Source organism: Flavobacteriales bacterium, from assembly GCA_016700415.1.
Lineage (GTDB): Bacteria > Bacteroidota > Bacteroidia > Flavobacteriales_F > PHOS-HE28 > PHOS-HE28.
This window is the reverse complement of record CP065018.1, coordinates 1,876,750-1,894,124: the sequence shown is the minus strand read 5'-3', so window position 1 is coordinate 1,894,124 and position 17,375 is coordinate 1,876,750. Positions and strand designations below refer to the sequence as shown.

Below are 17,375 nucleotides of genomic sequence, written 5' to 3'. Positions count from 1 at the left end.
AAAGAGCGGTCCGCCGAAAAGTGCGATCACTCCTTTACCAAACGTAGCGTTTCCGCTTTGTCCGCCGTGGCGATGCGCACCAAATACACTCCGGGTCTCACGTCGGCCAGATCGAGCGTGCAGAGGTTTCGGCTGATGGCTTCCTGCCGCACGATGCGTCCTTGCAGATCGGTGAGCGTCAGCATGGCGGGTGCATTGTCCGAGCGCTCGATGCGTACCATTCCGTTCGCCGGGTTCGGGAAGAGACGTGCGGAGGATGCGTTGGCGCCAGTGATCCCGGTGAAGATCACCGGTACGGCTACCGATGGAGCGGAAGTACATCCGAACCCGTCCACCACGATCACATGGTAGTCGCCACCTTGTTCAACAGTGATGCATTGTGTCGTGTTCCCAGCTAGTGGAATTCCATTGCGGTACCACTGGATCTGCCCGTTGAGATCGGTGCAGAGCGTGGTGCCGTCCACCGTAACGACCGGTACTTGCGGCGTGCTTGGACAGCCCACCTGCGCCCTGTAGATGTCTCCGTACGCACCGCCTATCACGATGTAGCCGTCCACGTAGGCGGCATCGGTGATCCCCGCGTTGAGGATGTCCGGCAGTGCATTGTTCCAGGTCACACCGCCATCCGTGGACTTCACCGTTTGCCCGGTGCTGCCCACCGCGTATCCGGTGTCGTTATCGGTGAAAAAGACGCTCATGGTGGTCTGCGGCGTGCCGCCCATGTATGTCCACGTGTCGCCGCCGTCGGTGGTGCGGTGCTGCTTGGTCCAGCCGTGCATCGCATCGGTGAAGAACACGGTCAAGCTGCCACTCGTGGGGGGCAAAGGTTGCCACGTCACGCCGCCGTCCATGGTCCGGTAGTTGTCGCCGTACTCGCCCACGGCATAGCCCTGCTGATCATCCACGAACCAGAGGTCGCTGATGGTGATGTTGCCCACATCGAGCACATGCGTCCAAGTGGAACCGTTGTTGGTGGTGCGGTAGATGCCGCCGTACACCGCACCGCCGCCGACGATGTGCGTGTTGGCATTCAGGCTCCATGTGCATCGGATGGCCACGTTGGGGCCGGTGCCGTTAATGCCCGTTGCGAAATAGTCCGTGGTGCGGCCGAAGCTGCCACTGCTGCCACCACGGCAGCCGATGCCATCAGCACGCAGGTGGACACCCAGGCCACCGCTGGGTGCAGCTACCCATTTGCGGCCACCATCGGTAGTACGCAGCCCGTTGCCCGCTACGCCGATGCTGTCATTCGCGAAGCTCATCTTGTTGACAGTACCGGCGGAGGTGCCCTCGAACAAAACCGCCCAGCTCAGGCCAGCGTTGTGGGTCACTTGGATGCGCCCGTTGGTGCCCAGCAAACCGTAGCCGCTCGGCGTCAATGCCACGCTCATGTGTTCGGAGCTGCCCACTTGGATCTCCGTCCAGGTCTGGCCCCGGTCCGTGCTGCGGATCGTGCGCCCCCACCAGCCACAGGCCACGATCACATCGCCTTGCACGGCCATGGCGTTCAAGCTGTACGTGGTGCTGGAAGGGATCGAATCCCAAGTCACCCCGCCGTCGGTGGTTCGGATCACCTCGCCTGCGCTGCCCACCGCCACGCCCTCTTGGGTGCTGTAGAAGTGAAGGTCGCGCATCAACACAAGCTGATCGAAGGGGCCCACGTTCAGCCAGGTCAGGCCACCGTCGGTGCTTTTCAGCATTTCACCGGCGTAGCAGCTGGCATAGCCTGTGTCGGGGTTCAGGAACTGGATCGCCGTCATGTAGTTGCTGGTGCTCTGGCCGCTCTGCATCAGCGTCCACGAAACCCCGGCATCGGTGCTGCGGTATATCTTCCCGGTCTGCGTGCCCACCCAGCCCAACGTATCGTTGAGGAAGAACACACAGTTGAGGTGGCCGTACGTGGGATTGAAAGAAGAGGTGGCCGTGCGGAATCCATCGGTGGTGCGGTATACGGTGCCGCTGTTGCCCACGCAGATGCCGCGCACATCATCCCACATGTGGAGCGCCAGCGGTTTGTTCTGGAGCAAGTTCAGGCGCCGCTGCCAGGTCGCGCCGCCATCCTCCGTGCACAATACCGCGCCATTGGGCCAGTCGGTGATATAACCCACCAGGTCGTTCACCATCACGAGACTCTTGAATTCACTGGTGGTCTTGATGGGCGTGACGAGTTCCCATTGCTGGGCATAGGTCGCGGTACACGCGGCGAAGAGCAGGAATGTCAGGGTGTTTCTCATATCGACCACAAAGATGGGCTCGACCAAGTAAATGAATGGAACAAAAAGGTCCGGTCCAGACTTCCGATCGGGAAGTAATGCCGGTAGCTTCGCACCATCGATGGCACGTATGCTCCGTTATCTTCTGTTCGGACTCAGCTTCCTGATAGGGACTGTCGATGCACTAGCCCAGCGTATCGACAGCATCCACGTATTCAAACAGCTTCCGCCAAGGAAATATACCTCGGCCTCTGCGAACGCTATGGCGTGGAAGCTATACCGAAGCCATGTCCCCTGCACCGTGGTGAAAGGGCAACAGATGAGCACCGCCGGTGAAGCCATGAAGAGTTATGCGCCGGCTCGGCACATCTTCCGTGATCTACCGGGTCTGGAGCATCTGGCCATGGGCTGGTCCGGCGGAAGGCCCTTCACCCTCGCCGTGGCGGATGACATGGACCTGGTGATCAATTTCACGGCACGTACGGAGTACCGTATTTCCGGAATGACGGACCGCGTCCGCGTGCGGGCATTGATCGCTCGGATGATGGTGGAGTAGGGTCGTTTGGCGCTACAAGCGCCTACCTCGCACGCCCCGCGCTGCAAGCGCGGGCGGACACACTACCCCTTCATCACCTCCTCCACCATTGCCGTGCTGCCGATGAACAAGGGGCAGCGCTGGTGCAGTTCCGTGGGCTGAAGGTCCAAAATGCGGGTGGTGCCGTCGGTGGCGCTGCCGCCGGCCTGCTCGATCAACATGGCGAGCGGATTGGCTTCGTAGAGCAGGCGCAGTTTGCCGTTCGGCTTGTCGGCGGTGCCTGGGTACATGTAGATGCCGCCCTTCAGCAAGTTGCGGTGGAAGTCCGCCACCAGGCTGCCGATGTAACGTGCGCTCATCTTTTTCTTTTTGCAGCCATCGATGTAGCCACGCACATTCTCCGGGAAATCGAAATAGTTGCCCTCGTTCACGGAGTAGATGCTGCCGTCCTTGGGCACCTGCATGTTCGGGTGGCTGAGGCAGAAAACGCCGATGCTAGGGTCGAGCGTGAATCCGTTTACTCCGCTGCCGGTGGTGTAGACGAGCATGGTGCTGCTGCCGTAGACCACATAGCCTGCCGCCACCTGCTGACTGCCGGGCTGCAGGAAATCATCCAAGGTCACCTTCTCCGGGTCCAGCCGACGATAGATGGAGAAGATGGTACCGATGGAAACGTTCACGTCGATGTTGCTGGAACCGTCCAACGGATCCATGGCCACCACGTACTTGCCGTTCAGTGAAGCAGGATTGTCAAAGACGATGTGCTCATCCTCCTCCTCGCTGGCCACGGCACAGACCGCGCCCTGGTTGCGCATCGCGCTGATAAAGCGGTCGTTGGCGTAGACGTCGAGCTTCTGCTGGCGTTCGCCTTGGATATTGTGCGCGTTGGTCTCGCCAAGGATCTCGTTCACCAGCCCGGCCTTGTTCACTTCCCGGTTCACCAGCTTGGCAGCCAAGCGGATGGAGGTGAGCAGTTGGGTGAGATCACCGGTGGCGAAGGGGAAATCCTTTTCGCGTTCGATGATGAATTCCGAGAGGGTGGTGATGTTGGCCATTTCGATCAGATGATCAGATAATTTGATGATCAGATGATGATCATCCTCAACACTGATCCGTTGCAAATATCGGCTGTGCGCGATCTTTGGGCACTATGGAGATCACGATCCGCAAGGCGGAAGCCCGCGATGTGCCGCAGATGCTGGCTCTGGTAAAGGAGCTGGCGGTATTCGAGAAGGAGCCGGAAGCGGTGACAGTGACGGAAGAGCAGATGCGCGAGGCGGGTTTCGGGCCTGATGCAGTTTGGTGGGGCTGGGTGGCGGAGCGATCAGAAGATGGGATCATCGGAATCGCCATGTGCTATGAGCGCTATTCCACCTGGCGTGGGCGCGTGGGCTATCTGGAGGATATCGTGGTGACGGAAAATGCGCGAGGACTCGGTATCGGGGAACTCCTGTTCAAGGCATGCGCGGAGGAAGCGGTGAAGCGCGACTATCACCACATGACCTGGCAGGTGCTCGACTGGAACAAAGGTGCCATCCGCTTTTACAAGCGCTTGGGCGCAGAGCTGGACGGGCAATGGGTGAACGGCCGCTTGGACAAGGCGCAGCTCAGTAAACTTGCGGCGCAATGAAAGTCTTTAAGTTCGGCGGTGCCAGCGTGAAGGACGCGGCAGGTGTGCGCAATCTGGCGGAGGTGGTGAAGCGGTACGGGCTTGACGACCTCGTGATCGTGGTGAGCGCGATGGGCAAGACCACCAATGCGCTGGAGGAAGTGGTATGGGCGTGGATCGACGGCCGACCGACCGATGACAAAGTGGACGCTTTGGAACAGGTACATTCCGAAGTGCTCCATGAGGTCGCCCCGCATGATGAGGGAGCCGGGAAGCTCTTGACCAACCACTTTCATGCCTTGCGGGCCATCCTGAAGCATCCGGCCACGAAGGATATTGACCTGCACTACGATCAAGTGGTGTCGTTCGGAGAGCTCTGGAGCAGCGTGATCGTCAAGGCCCACTTGGACGCCTCCGGGATCACGAGCGCGTGGTGGGATGCCCGCACCGTGGTCCGGACGGACGGGAGGCACCGCAGCGCGTCAGTGGATTGGGAAGCCAGCGCCGACGGGGCAGCGATCCTGCGCGCCCATGTTCCGGACGCGCCGTTCCGTGTGGTGACGCAAGGCTTTATCGGCGGGGCGAAGGACGGCACCACCACCACGCTCGGCCGTGAAGGCTCGGATTTCTCCGCAGCGATCTTCGCCTATCTCTTGGATGCCGAAAGCGTGACCATCTGGAAGGATGTAGCCGGCATGTTCAATGCCGATCCCAACCGGTTCGCCGATACCACCTTGTTGGAGCATATCAGTTACCGCGAGGCGATCGAGCTCAGCTACTTCGGTGCCAGCGTGATCCATCCCCGCACCCTGCAGCCCTTGCAGCGCAAGAACATTCCGCTCTACGTGCGCTCCTTCTTGGATGCGGAGGTCGCAGGAAGCACCATCAGTGATGCCACGGACCGCGACACGCTCGTGCCTTCCTTCATCGTGAAGCCGAAGCAACTCCTCATCAGCATCACCCCGCGCGACCTCAGCTTCATCGTGGAGGAGAACCTCAGCGGCATCTTCAAAAGCTTCGCTGATCGGCAGGTGCGCATCGAGCTGATGCAGAACAGTGCCTTGGCCTTCAGCGTTGCGGTGGATGATTCACCCCGTGCCCGACAGCTTATCGAGGAACTACGGAAGGATTATGAGGTGCGCTACAACGAGAGTTGCGAGCTGATCACCGTGCGCCACTACGACGAGGCCACGCTGAAGCGGCTGCTGAACGGCAAGGAGCCGCTGATCGAACAGCGCTCACGCACTACCGCGCGCTTCGTGGTGAATTAGCCTTTTGCACCTTCTGACGCTTCGCCAACCGGCGTGCCAGCTTGCCGATGGTCATGCCTTGCACGAGAATGGAAAAGGTGACCACGATGTACGTGAGCGTGATCCACAGGCCGCGATCGAACGTGTCGCCCAGGGAGATCGCCATGGCGATGGAGATGCCCCCGCGCAGGCCGCCCCAGGTGAGCATAAGCAGGGTGGGGTGGTGCATCCGCTCCTTGAACCGGATGAGCTGTGCGGGCACCCAGACCGAGACGTAGCGCACCACGAGGATCAGCAGTATCGCGATGCCGCCAACGACGAAGTGGATCGGGTCCAGTTTCACCACAAGCAGCTCCAGCCCGATCAACACGAAGAGCATGGCGTTGAGGATCTCATCGATCAGCTCCCAGAATTTGTCCACGTATTCCTCGGTGATCTTGCTCATCGCATGCTTCTTGCCGTGGTTGCCGATGAGGATCCCTGCCGCTACCATCGCCAAGGGCCCGGAGACATGCAGCGCCTGGGCCAGCGCATACCCGCCCATCACCACTGCCAACGAAAGCAGCACCTCCACCTTGTAGTTGTCGATGCTGCGCATCATCACGAAAGTGATGTAGCCGATGACCAGGCCGAACGCGATGCCGCCGACGGCCTCCTGCACGAACAACACAGCCACTTCGGACCACCCGAATGACGCGGGACTTTCGGAGATCTCCAGAATGGTGAGGAACACCACCACCGCCACGCCATCGTTGAAGAGCGATTCCCCGGCGATCTTCATCTCCAATGAGGGCGGAACCTTCGCCTCCTTCAAAATACCGAGTACCGCGATGGGATCGGTGGGGGAGATGAGCGCGCCGAAGAGAAGGCAGTGCAGGTATTCCATCGGGATGCCAAAGGCCGCCAACAGGTAGAACATCACGGTGCCCACCAGCATCGTGCTCGTGATCACGCCCACCGTGGAAAGCGCCATCACCGCCCATTTCTCCTGTCGCAGTATGTCAAGCTTGATGTGGATCGCTCCCGCGAAAAGCAGGAAACCCAGCATGTTGTTCATCAGCAGGCGTGAAAGATCAAGATGCTGCACCAGTGATTGCATGTCGCCCAACACGTGCGGCATCATTTTGCCAACCGCTACCAGCAGCACCGAGAACAGCAGGGCCAAGAACATCAGGCCGATCGAAGAAGGCAGCTTCAGCACCCGGAAATTCACGTAGGCGAAGAGCGCCGCAATTACGATCAGCAGGGAGAAGGTGGCGAAGGTGCCCATGGGATGCGGTCGGATCGGGCGGAAAGCTACGGCCTTGCACTATGTGGCGTACAAACGGAACAAGTGCGGTCTGGCGATAGATTCGCCCCATGGTCCGCACCCTTTCAAGCCGAGCACGGCGATGGTCCCTGTCCCTCCTTTGTGTGGGATGCGCCTTGGTATTGCCCGCTCAAAGCCGGACCAGTGCAGCGGACAGCTTGAAGGCCGAGGTCGCTGAACAGCGCACATCATTGGTCCTGGCGGACAGCACGGGTGACCTTCCGGCAGCCTTCTCGGGAAGAATGCGCTTGGTACCCTTGGTGAGCAAGACCGAGGCTGTGAAACTGTTGAAGCAAGCGTTTGCGATCGCCAATGACATGGGCCGTCCCGACCTGGGATCAGTAGCCCATCGGGAACTCGCCCAGCGCTATGACAACGCTGGGAATAGTGCCTCCGCTTACACGGAAGCCTTGCTGAGTGATTCGCTGGAACGCCTCAGCGCAGCACGCCAACGGGACAGCCTGAACGACCAACATACCATGACGATGGCCCGCCTAATGGCGGTCAAGGACAGTTCAGTTCAAGCAGGGGCCGGGCGTGAGCGGCGGATCGCAGAGGCGCTGTTGGAGGTGCAACGTAACGCGGACCGTTGGATGTGGATCGCGCTGGCCACGGCGGGCGTGGGCCTGTTGCTGGTGATCGGCCTGCTCTACCGCATGGGAAGCACGAGCCGCAAGCTCCGCACTTCCATCGAAGCCTTGCGCAGCGAGATCGAAGCCTTGAAGAAACCGGTCAACCGGTTGAAGGAGCTCCCTGATCGGGAAGACGTGGTCTGCGCCATTCCTGAAAGCGGTCTGTATGAAGCTCCGGCAATTGCCTTGGATGAAGCCATGGACCCGGTGGTGGTGGCGATGTTCCGCAAGTCAGCGCCGGAACGCTTGGCCACGCTGCAACAGGCCCGTGAACAGGCAGATCACGCGAAAGTGGTCCGTGTGGTGCATTCCCTGAAGCCGCAGCTCATCAGTTTTGATCAGGAACGTTTCACGCCGTTGTGCGCAAGGCTCATGACGACAGGTGCGGAACAGAACAAGCAACTATGGTCGGCGGACCTTGATGCGCTGGAGGCGGCTATTTCGGATCTGCTGATCAAGGCGGGTCACTGACGCGAGGCGATCAGCGCCATGGCCTCCCTTGGCTTGTCCGTGATGAGGCCGTCCACTTCGAGGTCCAGCATCCGGCACATGTCGGCCATGTCGTTCACTGTCCAGACCAGCAGCCCGATACCTTTTTCACGAAGCTCCCCGGCCATCCGAGCGTTTGCGATGGAGTACGCCGGGCTGTAATAGCGCGGGGTGAAACTCAACCGGCGGAGGTTCGATTCCACTCCGTCCGCATTCTCCACCAGCAGCGCCAAGGGCAGGTCGGGGGCCAAGGCATGCATGGCCTCCAGTATGGCGATGTCGAAGCTTTGCACCAAGCAACGGTCGGTGATCCCGAGTGCGATCACGTCGCGCAGCACCAGCTCCGCAAAGCGTTCGGGCGGAGGCTGAAAGGTGCCGTAGATCAGCGGCTCGCTCTTGATCTCGATGTTGAAGGACGGCGCACTGGCTTTCCGTTCCGCCGAAGAAGCGCCCACGGCGATGACAACTTCGGCGAGCGTGGGTTTGTGCCAACCGGCCCAAGGTGGCGCGTGTTCTTCAGCACGGTGCGCCGGGACACAGCCGAAGCGCTGGACTTCCAAGAGCGGGAGTTCGAAGATGTTGATCGCGCGCCCTTCTTCCTCGCTGAGCGCACGCCCTTCCGGATCGCGGCAGGTGTGATGGTCGATCCATGCCTCGTGGCTCACCAGCACATGATCGTCGCCGGTGATCACCACGTCCATCTCCAACCATTGGCATCCGGTGGCGGCGGCGAGCAGAAAGGCGGGAATGGTGTTCGCCGGTACGGCATCGTCGCAGCCGCGGTGGCCGTGGACCTGGGTGGTGTTGGTCATCGTTGTGGCCGCCAAGGTAGAGTAGTCAAGGTTCCAGCAAGGACCTTCGCGCATTAGTTCCATCAACGTCCCACGGAGTGGACGTTGATGCCCTCGTGTCCTCAGGATCCCCTACGGGAGATCGTTGAGGGAACTAGAGCTTCCTGTCCGCGAAGTCGTTCAGGATCTTGTCCGCCAGCACGTTTGCCAGCTTGAAGTAGCTCTCCGCCGTGAGGCCCGCCACGTGGGGAGAAAGCAGCACCTTCTCATTTGCGTAGAGACGCTTCAGGACCGGGTCCTCCTGTTCCGCGTTCAGGCCCAAGAGCGTGCGCTCCTCGAATTCCAGCACGTCCAAACACGCGCCGCGTACCTTCTCGGAATCAATGGCATTCAACAAGGCGGCGGTGTCCACCAGCGGCCCCCGGGCGGTGTTGATGAACCACACCGGTTTTTCGCAGCGCGCGAAGAAGGCCGCGTCAGCATAATGCTCCGTCTCCGCCGTGAGCGGCAGGTGCAGGCTGATCACGGCGCAGCGCTCCAACAATTCGTCCAGATCGACCTCTTCCACTTGCTCATTGCCAAAGCCTTCGCGGTATTTGTCGTAGGCCAGCACGTTCACGTCAAAGCCTTGCAGGCGCTGCGCGAAAGCCGAGCCCATCTGCCCGAAACCGATGATGCCCACGTTGTTTCCGCCCAGTTCGCTCCCGGAATTGGACTTGCGGTCCCAGATGCCTTGGCGCACTTCACGGTCCGCCGTGGGCAGCTTGTTCATCAGTGCCAGCAACATGCCCACGGCGTGTTCGGCCACGGCACCGCGGTTGCCCTCCGGCGAGCTGTACAGACGGATGCCGCGGTCGGCGCAATACGCCCGGTCGATGTTCTCCATGCCCGCACCGCAGCGCGCGATGAACTTCAGCTTCGGCGCATGGGCCAGTGTGGCCGCGTCCAGCACCCGGCTGCGCACCACCAGACCTTGGGAGTCGTGCAGTTGTGCGAACAGCTCCTCTCCAATGAATTCACTTAGGTCTTCGCAGGTATGGCCCGCCACGGTCAGCCGTGTGCTAAGGACCGGATGCACACTGTCGACGAAGTTGATCTTCATAGCAGGATATCCCGGAGGAAGAGCGAGGCGATGCTGAAATAGATCACCAGCCCGGTGACGTCCACCACCGTGGCCACGAACGGTGCCGAGGAGGTGGCGGGATCCAATCCGAGACGTTTCAGTACCAAAGGGAACAAGGAACCCATGAGATTGCCCCAGAGCACCACCCCCAACAAAGTGATGGAGACGACCATCGCCACCGGTAACCAATGAGGACCGTACAGATCTGTGAACTGGCTCCAGATGGCCACGCGCCCAAAGCCGATCACCGCCAGAATGACGCCGAGGATAAGGCCCACACTGCTTTCGCGGCGCACGATGCGCCACCATTCCGAAGTGCTGATGTCGCCCAATGCGAGCGCCCGGATGATGAGCGTGCTGGCCTGGGAGCCGGTGTTGCCCCCGCTGGAGATGATCAAGGGCACGAAGAGCGCCAATATCACCGCTTTGGCGATCTGGTCCTCGAAGAAGCTCATCGCGGTGGCCGTAAAGCTCTCACCGATGAACAGCACAACCAGCCAGCCGGAGCGCTTCTTCACCATTTCCCACAAACTGCTGTGGCTGTACGAATAATCCAGCGCTTCCATACCGGCCATGCGTTGCGCGTCCTCGGTCTCCTCTTCGCGGATGGCGTCCACCACGTCGTCGATGGTGATGCGCCCCAGCAGTCGACCACGGTCGTCCGTCACCGGCAGCATCACCAGATCGTATTTCTCCATCAGGCGGTTCACCTCCTCCACATCTTCATGCGCCTTCACGCTGATGACATCGGGGTCGTACACGTCCTTCACCGGGGTGCGTAGCGATGTGGTCAGCAACGCCTTCAACGGGATCGTGCCCACCAGCCGATCGTGGTCGTCCACCACGAGGATCACATAGATGTCATCGATCAGGTCGGCGTGTCCCCGCAGTTGCCGCACGCATTCCAACATGCTGCTGTCCGCGTTCACCTTCACCAGCTCCTTGGCCATGAGGCCGCCGGCGGTGTTCTCGTCGTAGGTGAGCAGCTCGTTGATCTCCTTGCGCTGCTCACTGTCCTCGATGTTCGCCAGCACCTCTTCACGCACCTCTTCGGAAAGCTCCGCGATCATGTCGGCCGCGTCGTCCGAATCGAAGTGCTCGATCAGTTCCTCGGCGATCTCTTTCCCGGTGTAGTTGCCGAGCAGGTCGTCACGCCGGTCCTCCGGCACTTCCAGCACCACCTCGGCGGCGAGTTCCGGCTCCAGCCGCTCAAAGAGGTACTGCGCTTCCTTCAGCTCCAGCTGATCGAGGATCTCCGCAAGGTCGGCCGGGTGAAGGTCCTTGACGGCCTCCAGCAGTTCCTCATCGCGCTGTTGCGCAACATGCTCCTGGATCCGCTCCAGGTTCGCTTTGCTGAGGGTGAAGGTCATGCCGCGGCGCCGATCGTTATGGCGGATCGGCCCGCGAAACTACGCAACCGGGGAAGGCTCACGCATCCGGCCCCGCACACAACTGCGTCAGTGTGATGAAGTCGCCCACGGACAGCTGCTCGGCGCGCTGCCGGGCGTATTCAGCGGGAACGCCGTCCTTCAATGGCGCAAAGGCCTTTAACGCATTGTGAAGGGTCTTCCGCCGCTGGCTGAAAGCCGCCTTCACCACGCGGAAGAGCATCTTTTCATCGCAAGGCGGATGTAGCCTTTCATTGCGTCGCATGCGGATCACCGCGCTGCGCACCTTCGGTGGTGGGATGAAGGAATCCGGCTCGACGAGAAAGAGCACTTCCATGTCGTACCACACTTGGGAAAGTACACTGGTGATACCGTACGTACGGCTGCCGGGTCCGGCGCAGAGCCGGTCCGCCACTTCCTTCTGGAACATGCCCACCAGTTCCGTTACCCGGTCGCGGTTCTCCAACACCTTGAAGACGATCTGCGTGCTGATGTTGTACGGGAAGTTGCCGATCACCGCCAAGGGGCCGTCACCAACGCGGGAGAGGTCCATCCCCAACAGGTCGCCTTGCATCACGCGGAGTTCCGGCCAGGTCGCGTGCAGGTGCGCAACGGACTCACGGTCCAGTTCGACGCAGGTGAGGTCGATGTCGGTGCGGCCGATGAGGTGCTTGGTGAGCGCGCCGGTTCCGGGGCCTACTTCGATCACATCGCGGTAGCCGCCGTGGTGGGTGAGTGCCTCGGTGATCCGCAGCGCGATCTCCTCGTCCTTCAGGAAGTGCTGCCCGAGGTGCTTTTTCGCCCTGACCTGCATCCGGGATCAAGCGTTGTGGACCACTTCCAAAAGGGTGCGGAAAGCGATGGCCTTGCCGCCGTAGTACTTCTCCGATTCGGCCTTCAGCCGTTCCGCATGCTCTTCGCGGTAGCGCTCGTAGGCCGCCATGTCGGTGCAGGTGTATTGGATGGCGTAGGTCGCGCCGGAATCACCTTCGCTCAGCACGCGGCAGATACGGGCATCCTGGAAATGGCCCGTCGCCATCACTTCCGGCAGGTGCGTGTTCCGCATCCAGGCCAGCCACATCTCATGCACTTCGTTGTCCACGCTTACCGTGACGTTGTAAATGATCATGGGGTGGGACCGTTGAGGAATTGCTGTTCCGGCGTGGTCAGGTTGTCCCGGTCGCCGCGCAGGCGCCGGTAGTGCTCGCGGGCATCGGCCACGAAGATGCTCCCGCTCTGCTCGAACAGCAGCTTTTCATACCACTTCTTCGCTTGCTCCTTGTCGCCCAGGTCGTTCTCGTAGAGTTTGCCGAGGTCGTACATCGCATTGTCCACGAGGATGTCGTTCGGATAGAGTTCCACTACCTTTTCCAGGTAGCCCGCGGCCTCGGTGTACTGGTGGCGGGCATGTGCGATGCTGTACCGGGCGTAGAGCACATCGTCGCCGAGGCTGCCCATGGGGAAGCGTGCGGTGAGCGTGTCAAGGACCGCGATGGCACTGTCGTACCGATGCTGGAATGTGAGCAGCTGTGCTTCGGCAAAGAGGCTGAGCCCGGGGCTGACCGTGTCCGTGCCAAGGTTGTCCGTGATCAGCAGGGAAAGCTCCATGGCATCATTGGCGATGAGCTTGCTGGTGCTGGCCTTCAGCACGTCCAATTGTGCTTTTGCCCAGAGGAAATCACCGGAGTAGAAGCTCACTTTGGCATTGCGGAGGCGCGCCTCGTGGCCAAGGATGTCCTGCTTGAAATCGAGGTCCACCTGCGAGTAGAGGAGGGAGGCGTCCCAGATGTCGCCTTCCAATACTTGGATGTCGCCAAGCTCCAGTTTCAGTTGGGCCTGCTCCTTGCGCCCGAGCCCGGGCATGTTGATGGCATCCTGCAAGAGCGCCACCGCACCGGGACTGTCATTGAGATAGTACGCCTTGAGGTCCGCCAGCCCGCTGACAAGCTTGATGTTCGCAGGTGTGCGCCCCAACTCGCTCAAGGTGCTTTCATAGAGTTGCCGCAGGTGGTCCAATCGCTCTTGGGGCGGATCGGTCTCGTCGCGCACCTGGGCGTCCAGCGCGTTGACCAGCCCGATCCGGGCTGCACCGTACCAAGGCGAATCCGCGCCGTTGGCCACCACGTACTCGTAGCATTTCGTCGCGGTCGCCCATTCTTTGTTGGTCACCGCGATGTCGCCCAAGGCCATCAACCTTTGGCCGCCCTCTTTGAAGCGCTGGTCCATGGCCTTGCTCTGCACGAAGGCGCTGTTGAGGTCCTTCCGCTGGATGTACATCCAGATCAGCATCTCCTGGAAGAGCGTATTGTCCGGGTTCTTCTGGATACGCCGCAATAGTTCCGTCCGCAGGAGGTCCGAGCGGTCATCCGTGCTGGTGAAGTCGATGAAGCGGCCGACCCCGTTCTGCACGGCCTGCAGGTAGCTGGGATTGGTCTGCAGCAGGTCCATATAGTCGCTGATCATGCCGGCCACATCGCCCTTGGCGGCGCGGAGTTCGGCCGTCTCATAGAAGAAGTCCGTGGAGCTGGCCTTCAACAACTTCCGCCCACGCTCGTAGGTCTGGAGCGCGTAGTCCAGTTCATTGTTCCGGGTGAAGGCGTTGGCGAGGTTGCGGATCGAGCCTTGGTCCGGCTTCAGCTCTTTCAGGGCCTTATCGAACTGCTGTTCGGCTTTGCCGGTGTCGCCCTCCAGCTTTTTCACCATGCCCATGTCCACCAGATAGCGCGGGTCCCCGCTCTGCTTACGCATGCGGTCCTTGGCGAGCTTTTCCGCGTCATCGTACTGCTTCACACCCACATAGGCCTTGAGCAATTGCTCATAGTAGAGCGAGGTTGGTTGTTGGCCATACAGTTTCTCATAGTAGAGGATGGCCTTGGCATATTCACCCTGCCGCATGTACTCCGCAGCGAGCTGTTCGTCCGGGCCTCCCTGTGCCCACGCGCCGATGAAGACGAGGCATGCCATCCCAAATAAGACGCCGCGGAGGCTGCGGATGGGAGAGGCGGCGTTCATTGGCGAAGCAGGGAATCAATCGCGGCGCGGTAGGTCGTGCGGTCAAGGATGAGCTGTTTGGTGGCCATTTCCACTTGGCCCAGATCGTTCCGGAGCGATGAATTCCAACCCTCTTCCATGGCAAGGGCGTTTTCGCGTGCTTCCTTGTTCATCAAACCTTGGTCCATGTCGTGCCGCAAGTTGCGGAGCCGCATCAGGGTGCTGTCTATCCGGGTCTGTTCCGTGTGGCGTTCGGCCAAGAGCCGGGGCAAGCGTTCAGCCATGGCCTGGTGGTAGTTGCCGAGCACTTGTGCCTCGTGCGGGCGCAGGGTATCCCGGAAACGCTGCTCGATACCGGGCCGTTCCGCCTCGAACAAAGCATGCATGTGGTGCAACGCGGTGGTGTCCATGCCGATCAGTTCCATGCGCAGGCTGTCCGTCTCTTCGATCATTCGTTCCACGATGGCCATTTCGGAGGGGTCGGCGCGGTGGGTGCAGGCCGTCAGTAGGCCACCCGAACCCAACGCAAGGAGGACCGCCGCCGGTATGGTCCGCATCATTTTTTCACGATCAGGTCGAAACCGGTATAAGGCCGCAGAGCCGCAGGGATGCGGATACCTTCCGGCGTTTGGTTGTTCTCCAGCAACGCCGCCACGATCCGTGCCAAAGCCAAGGCGCTGCCGTTCAGCGTATGCGCCAGCCGGGCTTTCTTGTCCTCTCCCCGGTAGCGCAACTTCAAGCGGTTGCTCTGGTAGGTCTCAAAGTTGCTGATGGAGCTCACTTCGAGCCAGCGTTTCTGCGCTCCCGCGTAAACCTCCATATCGTAGGTGATCGCGCTGGTGAAGCCCATGTCGCCTCCGCAGAGCAACAATTGCCGCCACGGCAATTCCAAGGCGTTCAACAGGCTTTTCACGTGATCGGTCATTTCCTCCAGCGCGGCGTTGCTGTTCTCCGGGGTTTCCACGCGCACGATCTCCACTTTGTCGAATTGGTGGACGCGGTTCAAGCCGCGCACGTCCTTGCCGTAGCTGCCCGCTTCGCGGCGGAAACAGGGCGTATGGCCCACGCGCTTGATCGGCAGTTCGGCCTCGTCCAAGATCTCGTTCCGGAAAAGGTTGGTGATGGGCACCTCCGCCGTGGGGATCAGGTAAAGGTCATCCACCGTGGCCTGGTACATCTGGCCCTCCTTGTCGGGCAATTGGCCGGTGGCGAAGGCGGATTCGGCATTCACCATCAAGGGCGGCATCACTTCCACGTAGCCCGCCTGAATGGCGCGGTCCAAGAAGAAGGCGATGAGCGCCCGCTGCAGTTTTGCGCCTTGGCCGGTGTACACGGGAAAGCCCGCGCCGGTGAGCTTCACACCCAGCTCCAAGCTGAACAGCTTGTATTCCTCCCCGAGGTCCCAATGCGGTCTGGCGCTTTCGGATAGCTGCGGCAGGTCGCCGTTCTGTGCCACGGTCATGTTGTCCTCCGGCGTTTTTCCCGGTGGAACGCGGTCCTGAGGAACATTCGGGATGGTGCAGAGGTGCTCATGCAGGGCGCGTTCGGCCCCGGTCAGTTCGTCCTTCAGCTCCGCGATGCGGTCCTTCAGCTCGGCGGTGTGTTTTTTGGCGGCCTCGGCCTCATCCTTCTTGCCCGCCTTCATCAGCTCCCCGATGGTGCGGCTTTGGTCGTTCATCTCGGCAAGCTTCGCGTCCAGCATGTTCTGCGTGCTCCGGCGGTGCTCGTCCAGCTCGGCGGCTTTCGAGAGCAGGGCATCGGCATCGAGATTGCGTTTGGCCAAGCGGGCGCGGGCCTCGTCGGGCTTGCTGCGCAGGTAGGCGGTCTCCAGCATGGGATAGGTTTCGGTAGAACGCGCGAAGGTAAGTTGCTGGGGGACAGGGCTGGCGTAATGCTCTCCTAGGCGCTCCATACCTTTGCAGCCCACAGTCCCATGCCCGTAGTCCACATCACCCGCCGCGAGCGTTTCAGCGCCGCGCACAAGCTCGGCCGCCCCGAATGGAGCGCCGAGAAGAACCTGGCCACCTTCGGCAAGTGCTCAAACCCCAATTGGCACGGGCACAACTACGAGCTTTGGGTGACGGTGAAAGGCGAGACCAGTGCGGAGACCGGCTTCGTGGTGGATCTTTCCGCACTGAGCCGATTGATGCACGAGCATGTGATCGACCGGGTGGACCACAAGAACCTCGACTTGGACGTCCCCTTCCTGAAGGGCGTGGGCAGCACCACGGAGAATTTGGCCGTGGCCATCTGGAGGCAGTTGGAAGGCCCCATCGCCGAGATCGGCGGCACGCTCCATTGTGTGAAGGTCCAGGAGACGGAAAACAACAGCGTTGAATATTTCGGCGAATAGTCATGGCAAAAACCACAGGAAGGAAGCGGACCGTGACGGCGAGGGCAAGTCGTGCCTCCAACGGCACCGGCTCCGATGAGATCTTCGACGGCTACCAGCGTATCGACAAGTTCGAGCCGGAGAGCGTGGAGCGCATCGGCGAGCTCTACGGCGATATCTTGAAGGCGATCGGAGAGGATCCCGAGCGCGAGGGCCTGAAACGCACCCCGGAGCGCGTGGCGAAGAGCCTGCAGTACCTCACTCACGGCTACGATCTGGATCCGGCCGCCATCCTGCGCAAGGCACTCTTCAAGGAGGACTACAGCCAGATGGTGGTGGTTAAGGACATCGAGGTGTACAGCCTGTGCGAGCACCACATGCTGCCCTTCTTCGGAAAGGCCCACGTAGCGTATATCCCTAACGGCCAGATCACCGGGCTTAGTAAAATACCCCGCGTGGTGGACGCCTTCGCGCGGCGTCTGCAGGTACAGGAACGGCTTACCAACGAGATCCGCGACTGCATTCAGGACACGTTGAAACCCATGGGTGTCGCCGTGGTGATCGAGGCGGCGCACCTTTGCATGCAGATGCGTGGCATCCAAAAGCAGAACAGCGTCACCACCACTTCGGCCTTTACCGGCATCTTTCTTGATGACCACCGCACACGCGAGGAGTTCATCAAGCTCATCTCCGCCAAACTCCACTGATCACAA

17 protein-coding genes are annotated in these 17,375 nt (G+C 60.7%); 6 read left to right on the top strand and 11 right to left on the bottom strand.

Annotated features, from left to right (window positions below; translation table 11 throughout):
• Window positions 1-26 precede the first annotated feature (26 nt).
• Window positions 27-2,234, bottom strand: a complete 2,208-nt coding sequence (locus tag IPP95_07970) for a T9SS type A sorting domain-containing protein (GenBank protein ID QQS74128.1) — start codon at window positions 2,232-2,234, stop codon at window positions 27-29.
• Between the two features lie 109 nt (window positions 2,235-2,343).
• Between IPP95_07970 and IPP95_07965 the strand changes: the two genes are divergently transcribed.
• Window positions 2,344-2,769 carry a hypothetical protein gene (locus IPP95_07965; GenBank protein QQS74127.1) on the top strand — a complete coding sequence of 142 codons (426 nt, stop codon included), beginning with the start codon at window positions 2,344-2,346 and terminating at the stop codon, window positions 2,767-2,769.
• 62 nt (window positions 2,770-2,831) lie between these two features.
• Here IPP95_07965 and fbp read toward each other — a convergent pair whose 3' ends face one another.
• On the bottom strand, window positions 2,832-3,803 hold the full coding sequence (fbp, locus tag IPP95_07960) for a class 1 fructose-bisphosphatase (protein QQS74126.1): 972 nt from the start codon (window positions 3,801-3,803) through the stop codon (window positions 2,832-2,834).
• Between the two features lie 95 nt (window positions 3,804-3,898).
• Between fbp and IPP95_07955 the strand changes: the two genes are divergently transcribed.
• Entirely contained in the window at window positions 3,899-4,378 is a 480-nt protein-coding gene (locus tag IPP95_07955; GenBank protein ID QQS74125.1) for a GNAT family N-acetyltransferase, read from the top strand.
• On the top strand, window positions 4,375-5,628 hold the full coding sequence (locus tag IPP95_07950; GenBank protein QQS74124.1) for an aspartate kinase: 1,254 nt from the start codon (window positions 4,375-4,377) through the stop codon (window positions 5,626-5,628). The genes IPP95_07955 and IPP95_07950 overlap by 4 nt, the downstream gene beginning before the upstream one ends.
• Here the strand turns inward: IPP95_07950 and IPP95_07945 are convergent.
• Window positions 5,603-6,877, bottom strand: coding sequence for a sodium:proton antiporter (locus IPP95_07945; GenBank protein QQS74123.1), 1,275 nt, complete (start codon window positions 6,875-6,877; stop codon window positions 5,603-5,605). The genes IPP95_07950 and IPP95_07945 overlap by 26 nt on opposite strands.
• Before the next feature lie 155 nt (window positions 6,878-7,032).
• On the opposite strand from IPP95_07945, the gene IPP95_07940 reads away from it, so the two are divergent.
• Window positions 7,033-8,019 (top strand): Hpt domain-containing protein, encoded by a 987-nt coding sequence (locus tag IPP95_07940; protein ID QQS74122.1) that lies wholly within the window; start codon window positions 7,033-7,035, stop codon window positions 8,017-8,019.
• Here the strand turns inward: IPP95_07940 and IPP95_07935 are convergent.
• The 8 genes from IPP95_07935 to serS all read right to left on the bottom strand — a co-directional run bounded on the left by IPP95_07935 (window position 8,013) and on the right by serS (window position 16,164).
• Window positions 8,013-8,849, bottom strand: a complete 837-nt coding sequence (locus IPP95_07935; protein QQS74121.1) for a glycerophosphodiester phosphodiesterase — start codon at window positions 8,847-8,849, stop codon at window positions 8,013-8,015. The two genes, IPP95_07940 and IPP95_07935, sit on opposite strands and share 7 nt — an antisense overlap.
• 133 nt (window positions 8,850-8,982) lie before the next feature.
• Entirely contained in the window at window positions 8,983-9,930 is a 948-nt protein-coding gene (locus tag IPP95_07930; GenBank protein ID QQS74120.1) for a phosphoglycerate dehydrogenase, read from the bottom strand.
• On the bottom strand, window positions 9,927-11,321 hold the full coding sequence (gene mgtE / locus IPP95_07925; GenBank protein ID QQS74119.1) for a magnesium transporter: 1,395 nt from the start codon (window positions 11,319-11,321) through the stop codon (window positions 9,927-9,929). The genes IPP95_07930 and mgtE overlap by 4 nt, the downstream gene beginning before the upstream one ends.
• Before the next feature lie 58 nt (window positions 11,322-11,379).
• Window positions 11,380-12,153 (bottom strand): ribosomal RNA small subunit methyltransferase A, encoded by a 774-nt coding sequence (rsmA, locus tag IPP95_07920; GenBank protein QQS74118.1) that lies wholly within the window; start codon window positions 12,151-12,153, stop codon window positions 11,380-11,382.
• Between the two features lie 6 nt (window positions 12,154-12,159).
• Window positions 12,160-12,468: a DUF4286 family protein gene (locus IPP95_07915; protein QQS74117.1), complete on the bottom strand. Its 309-nt coding sequence runs from the start codon at window positions 12,466-12,468 to the stop codon at window positions 12,160-12,162.
• Window positions 12,465-14,303 (bottom strand): tetratricopeptide repeat protein, encoded by a 1,839-nt coding sequence (locus IPP95_07910; protein ID QQS74116.1) that lies wholly within the window; start codon window positions 14,301-14,303, stop codon window positions 12,465-12,467. The genes IPP95_07915 and IPP95_07910 overlap by 4 nt, the downstream gene beginning before the upstream one ends.
• 44 nt (window positions 14,304-14,347) lie before the next feature.
• On the bottom strand, window positions 14,348-14,890 hold the full coding sequence (locus IPP95_07905) for a hypothetical protein (protein ID QQS74115.1): 543 nt from the start codon (window positions 14,888-14,890) through the stop codon (window positions 14,348-14,350).
• Window positions 14,887-16,164 carry a serine--tRNA ligase gene (gene serS, locus IPP95_07900; GenBank protein QQS74114.1) on the bottom strand — a complete coding sequence of 426 codons (1,278 nt, stop codon included), beginning with the start codon at window positions 16,162-16,164 and terminating at the stop codon, window positions 14,887-14,889. Before serS ends, IPP95_07905 begins: the two co-directional genes overlap by 4 nt.
• Before the next feature lie 99 nt (window positions 16,165-16,263).
• Here serS and IPP95_07895 point away from each other — a divergent pair, with 99 nt between their 5' ends.
• Both IPP95_07895 and folE read left to right on the top strand, forming a co-directional pair.
• On the top strand, window positions 16,264-16,683 hold the full coding sequence (locus tag IPP95_07895) for a 6-carboxytetrahydropterin synthase (GenBank protein ID QQS74113.1): 420 nt from the start codon (window positions 16,264-16,266) through the stop codon (window positions 16,681-16,683).
• A 2-nt stretch (window positions 16,684-16,685) separates the two neighbouring features.
• Window positions 16,686-17,369 carry a GTP cyclohydrolase I FolE gene (gene folE, locus IPP95_07890; protein QQS74112.1) on the top strand — a complete coding sequence of 228 codons (684 nt, stop codon included), beginning with the start codon at window positions 16,686-16,688 and terminating at the stop codon, window positions 17,367-17,369.
• Window positions 17,370-17,375 lie beyond the last annotated feature (6 nt).

Bases quoted from the DNA above. Each gene is read 5' to 3' on its own strand.
- mgtE (QQS74119.1), bottom strand. From the start codon at position 11,321: ATGACCTTCACCCTCAGCAAAGCGAACCTGGAGCGGATCCAGGAGCAT.
- IPP95_07950 (QQS74124.1), top strand. From the start codon at position 4,375: ATGAAAGTCTTTAAGTTCGGCGGTGCCAGCGTGAAGGACGCGGCAGGT.
- fbp (QQS74126.1), bottom strand. From the start codon at position 3,803: ATGGCCAACATCACCACCCTCTCGGAATTCATCATCGAACGCGAAAAG.
- IPP95_07970 (QQS74128.1), bottom strand. From the start codon at position 2,234: ATGAGAAACACCCTGACATTCCTGCTCTTCGCCGCGTGTACCGCGACC.
- IPP95_07965 (QQS74127.1), top strand. From the start codon at position 2,344: ATGCTCCGTTATCTTCTGTTCGGACTCAGCTTCCTGATAGGGACTGTC.
- rsmA (QQS74118.1), bottom strand. From the start codon at position 12,153: ATGCAGGTCAGGGCGAAAAAGCACCTCGGGCAGCACTTCCTGAAGGAC.
- IPP95_07905 (QQS74115.1), bottom strand. From the start codon at position 14,890: ATGATGCGGACCATACCGGCGGCGGTCCTCCTTGCGTTGGGTTCGGGT.
- IPP95_07955 (QQS74125.1), top strand. From the start codon at position 3,899: ATGGAGATCACGATCCGCAAGGCGGAAGCCCGCGATGTGCCGCAGATG.
- IPP95_07910 (QQS74116.1), bottom strand. From the start codon at position 14,303: ATGGCATGCCTCGTCTTCATCGGCGCGTGGGCACAGGGAGGCCCGGAC.
- IPP95_07915 (QQS74117.1), bottom strand. From the start codon at position 12,468: ATGATCATTTACAACGTCACGGTAAGCGTGGACAACGAAGTGCATGAG.
- serS (QQS74114.1), bottom strand. From the start codon at position 16,164: ATGCTGGAGACCGCCTACCTGCGCAGCAAGCCCGACGAGGCCCGCGCC.
- folE (QQS74112.1), top strand. From the start codon at position 16,686: ATGGCAAAAACCACAGGAAGGAAGCGGACCGTGACGGCGAGGGCAAGT.
- IPP95_07930 (QQS74120.1), bottom strand. From the start codon at position 9,930: ATGAAGATCAACTTCGTCGACAGTGTGCATCCGGTCCTTAGCACACGG.
- IPP95_07945 (QQS74123.1), bottom strand. From the start codon at position 6,877: ATGGGCACCTTCGCCACCTTCTCCCTGCTGATCGTAATTGCGGCGCTC.
- IPP95_07895 (QQS74113.1), top strand. From the start codon at position 16,264: ATGCCCGTAGTCCACATCACCCGCCGCGAGCGTTTCAGCGCCGCGCAC.
- IPP95_07935 (QQS74121.1), bottom strand. From the start codon at position 8,849: ATGACCAACACCACCCAGGTCCACGGCCACCGCGGCTGCGACGATGCC.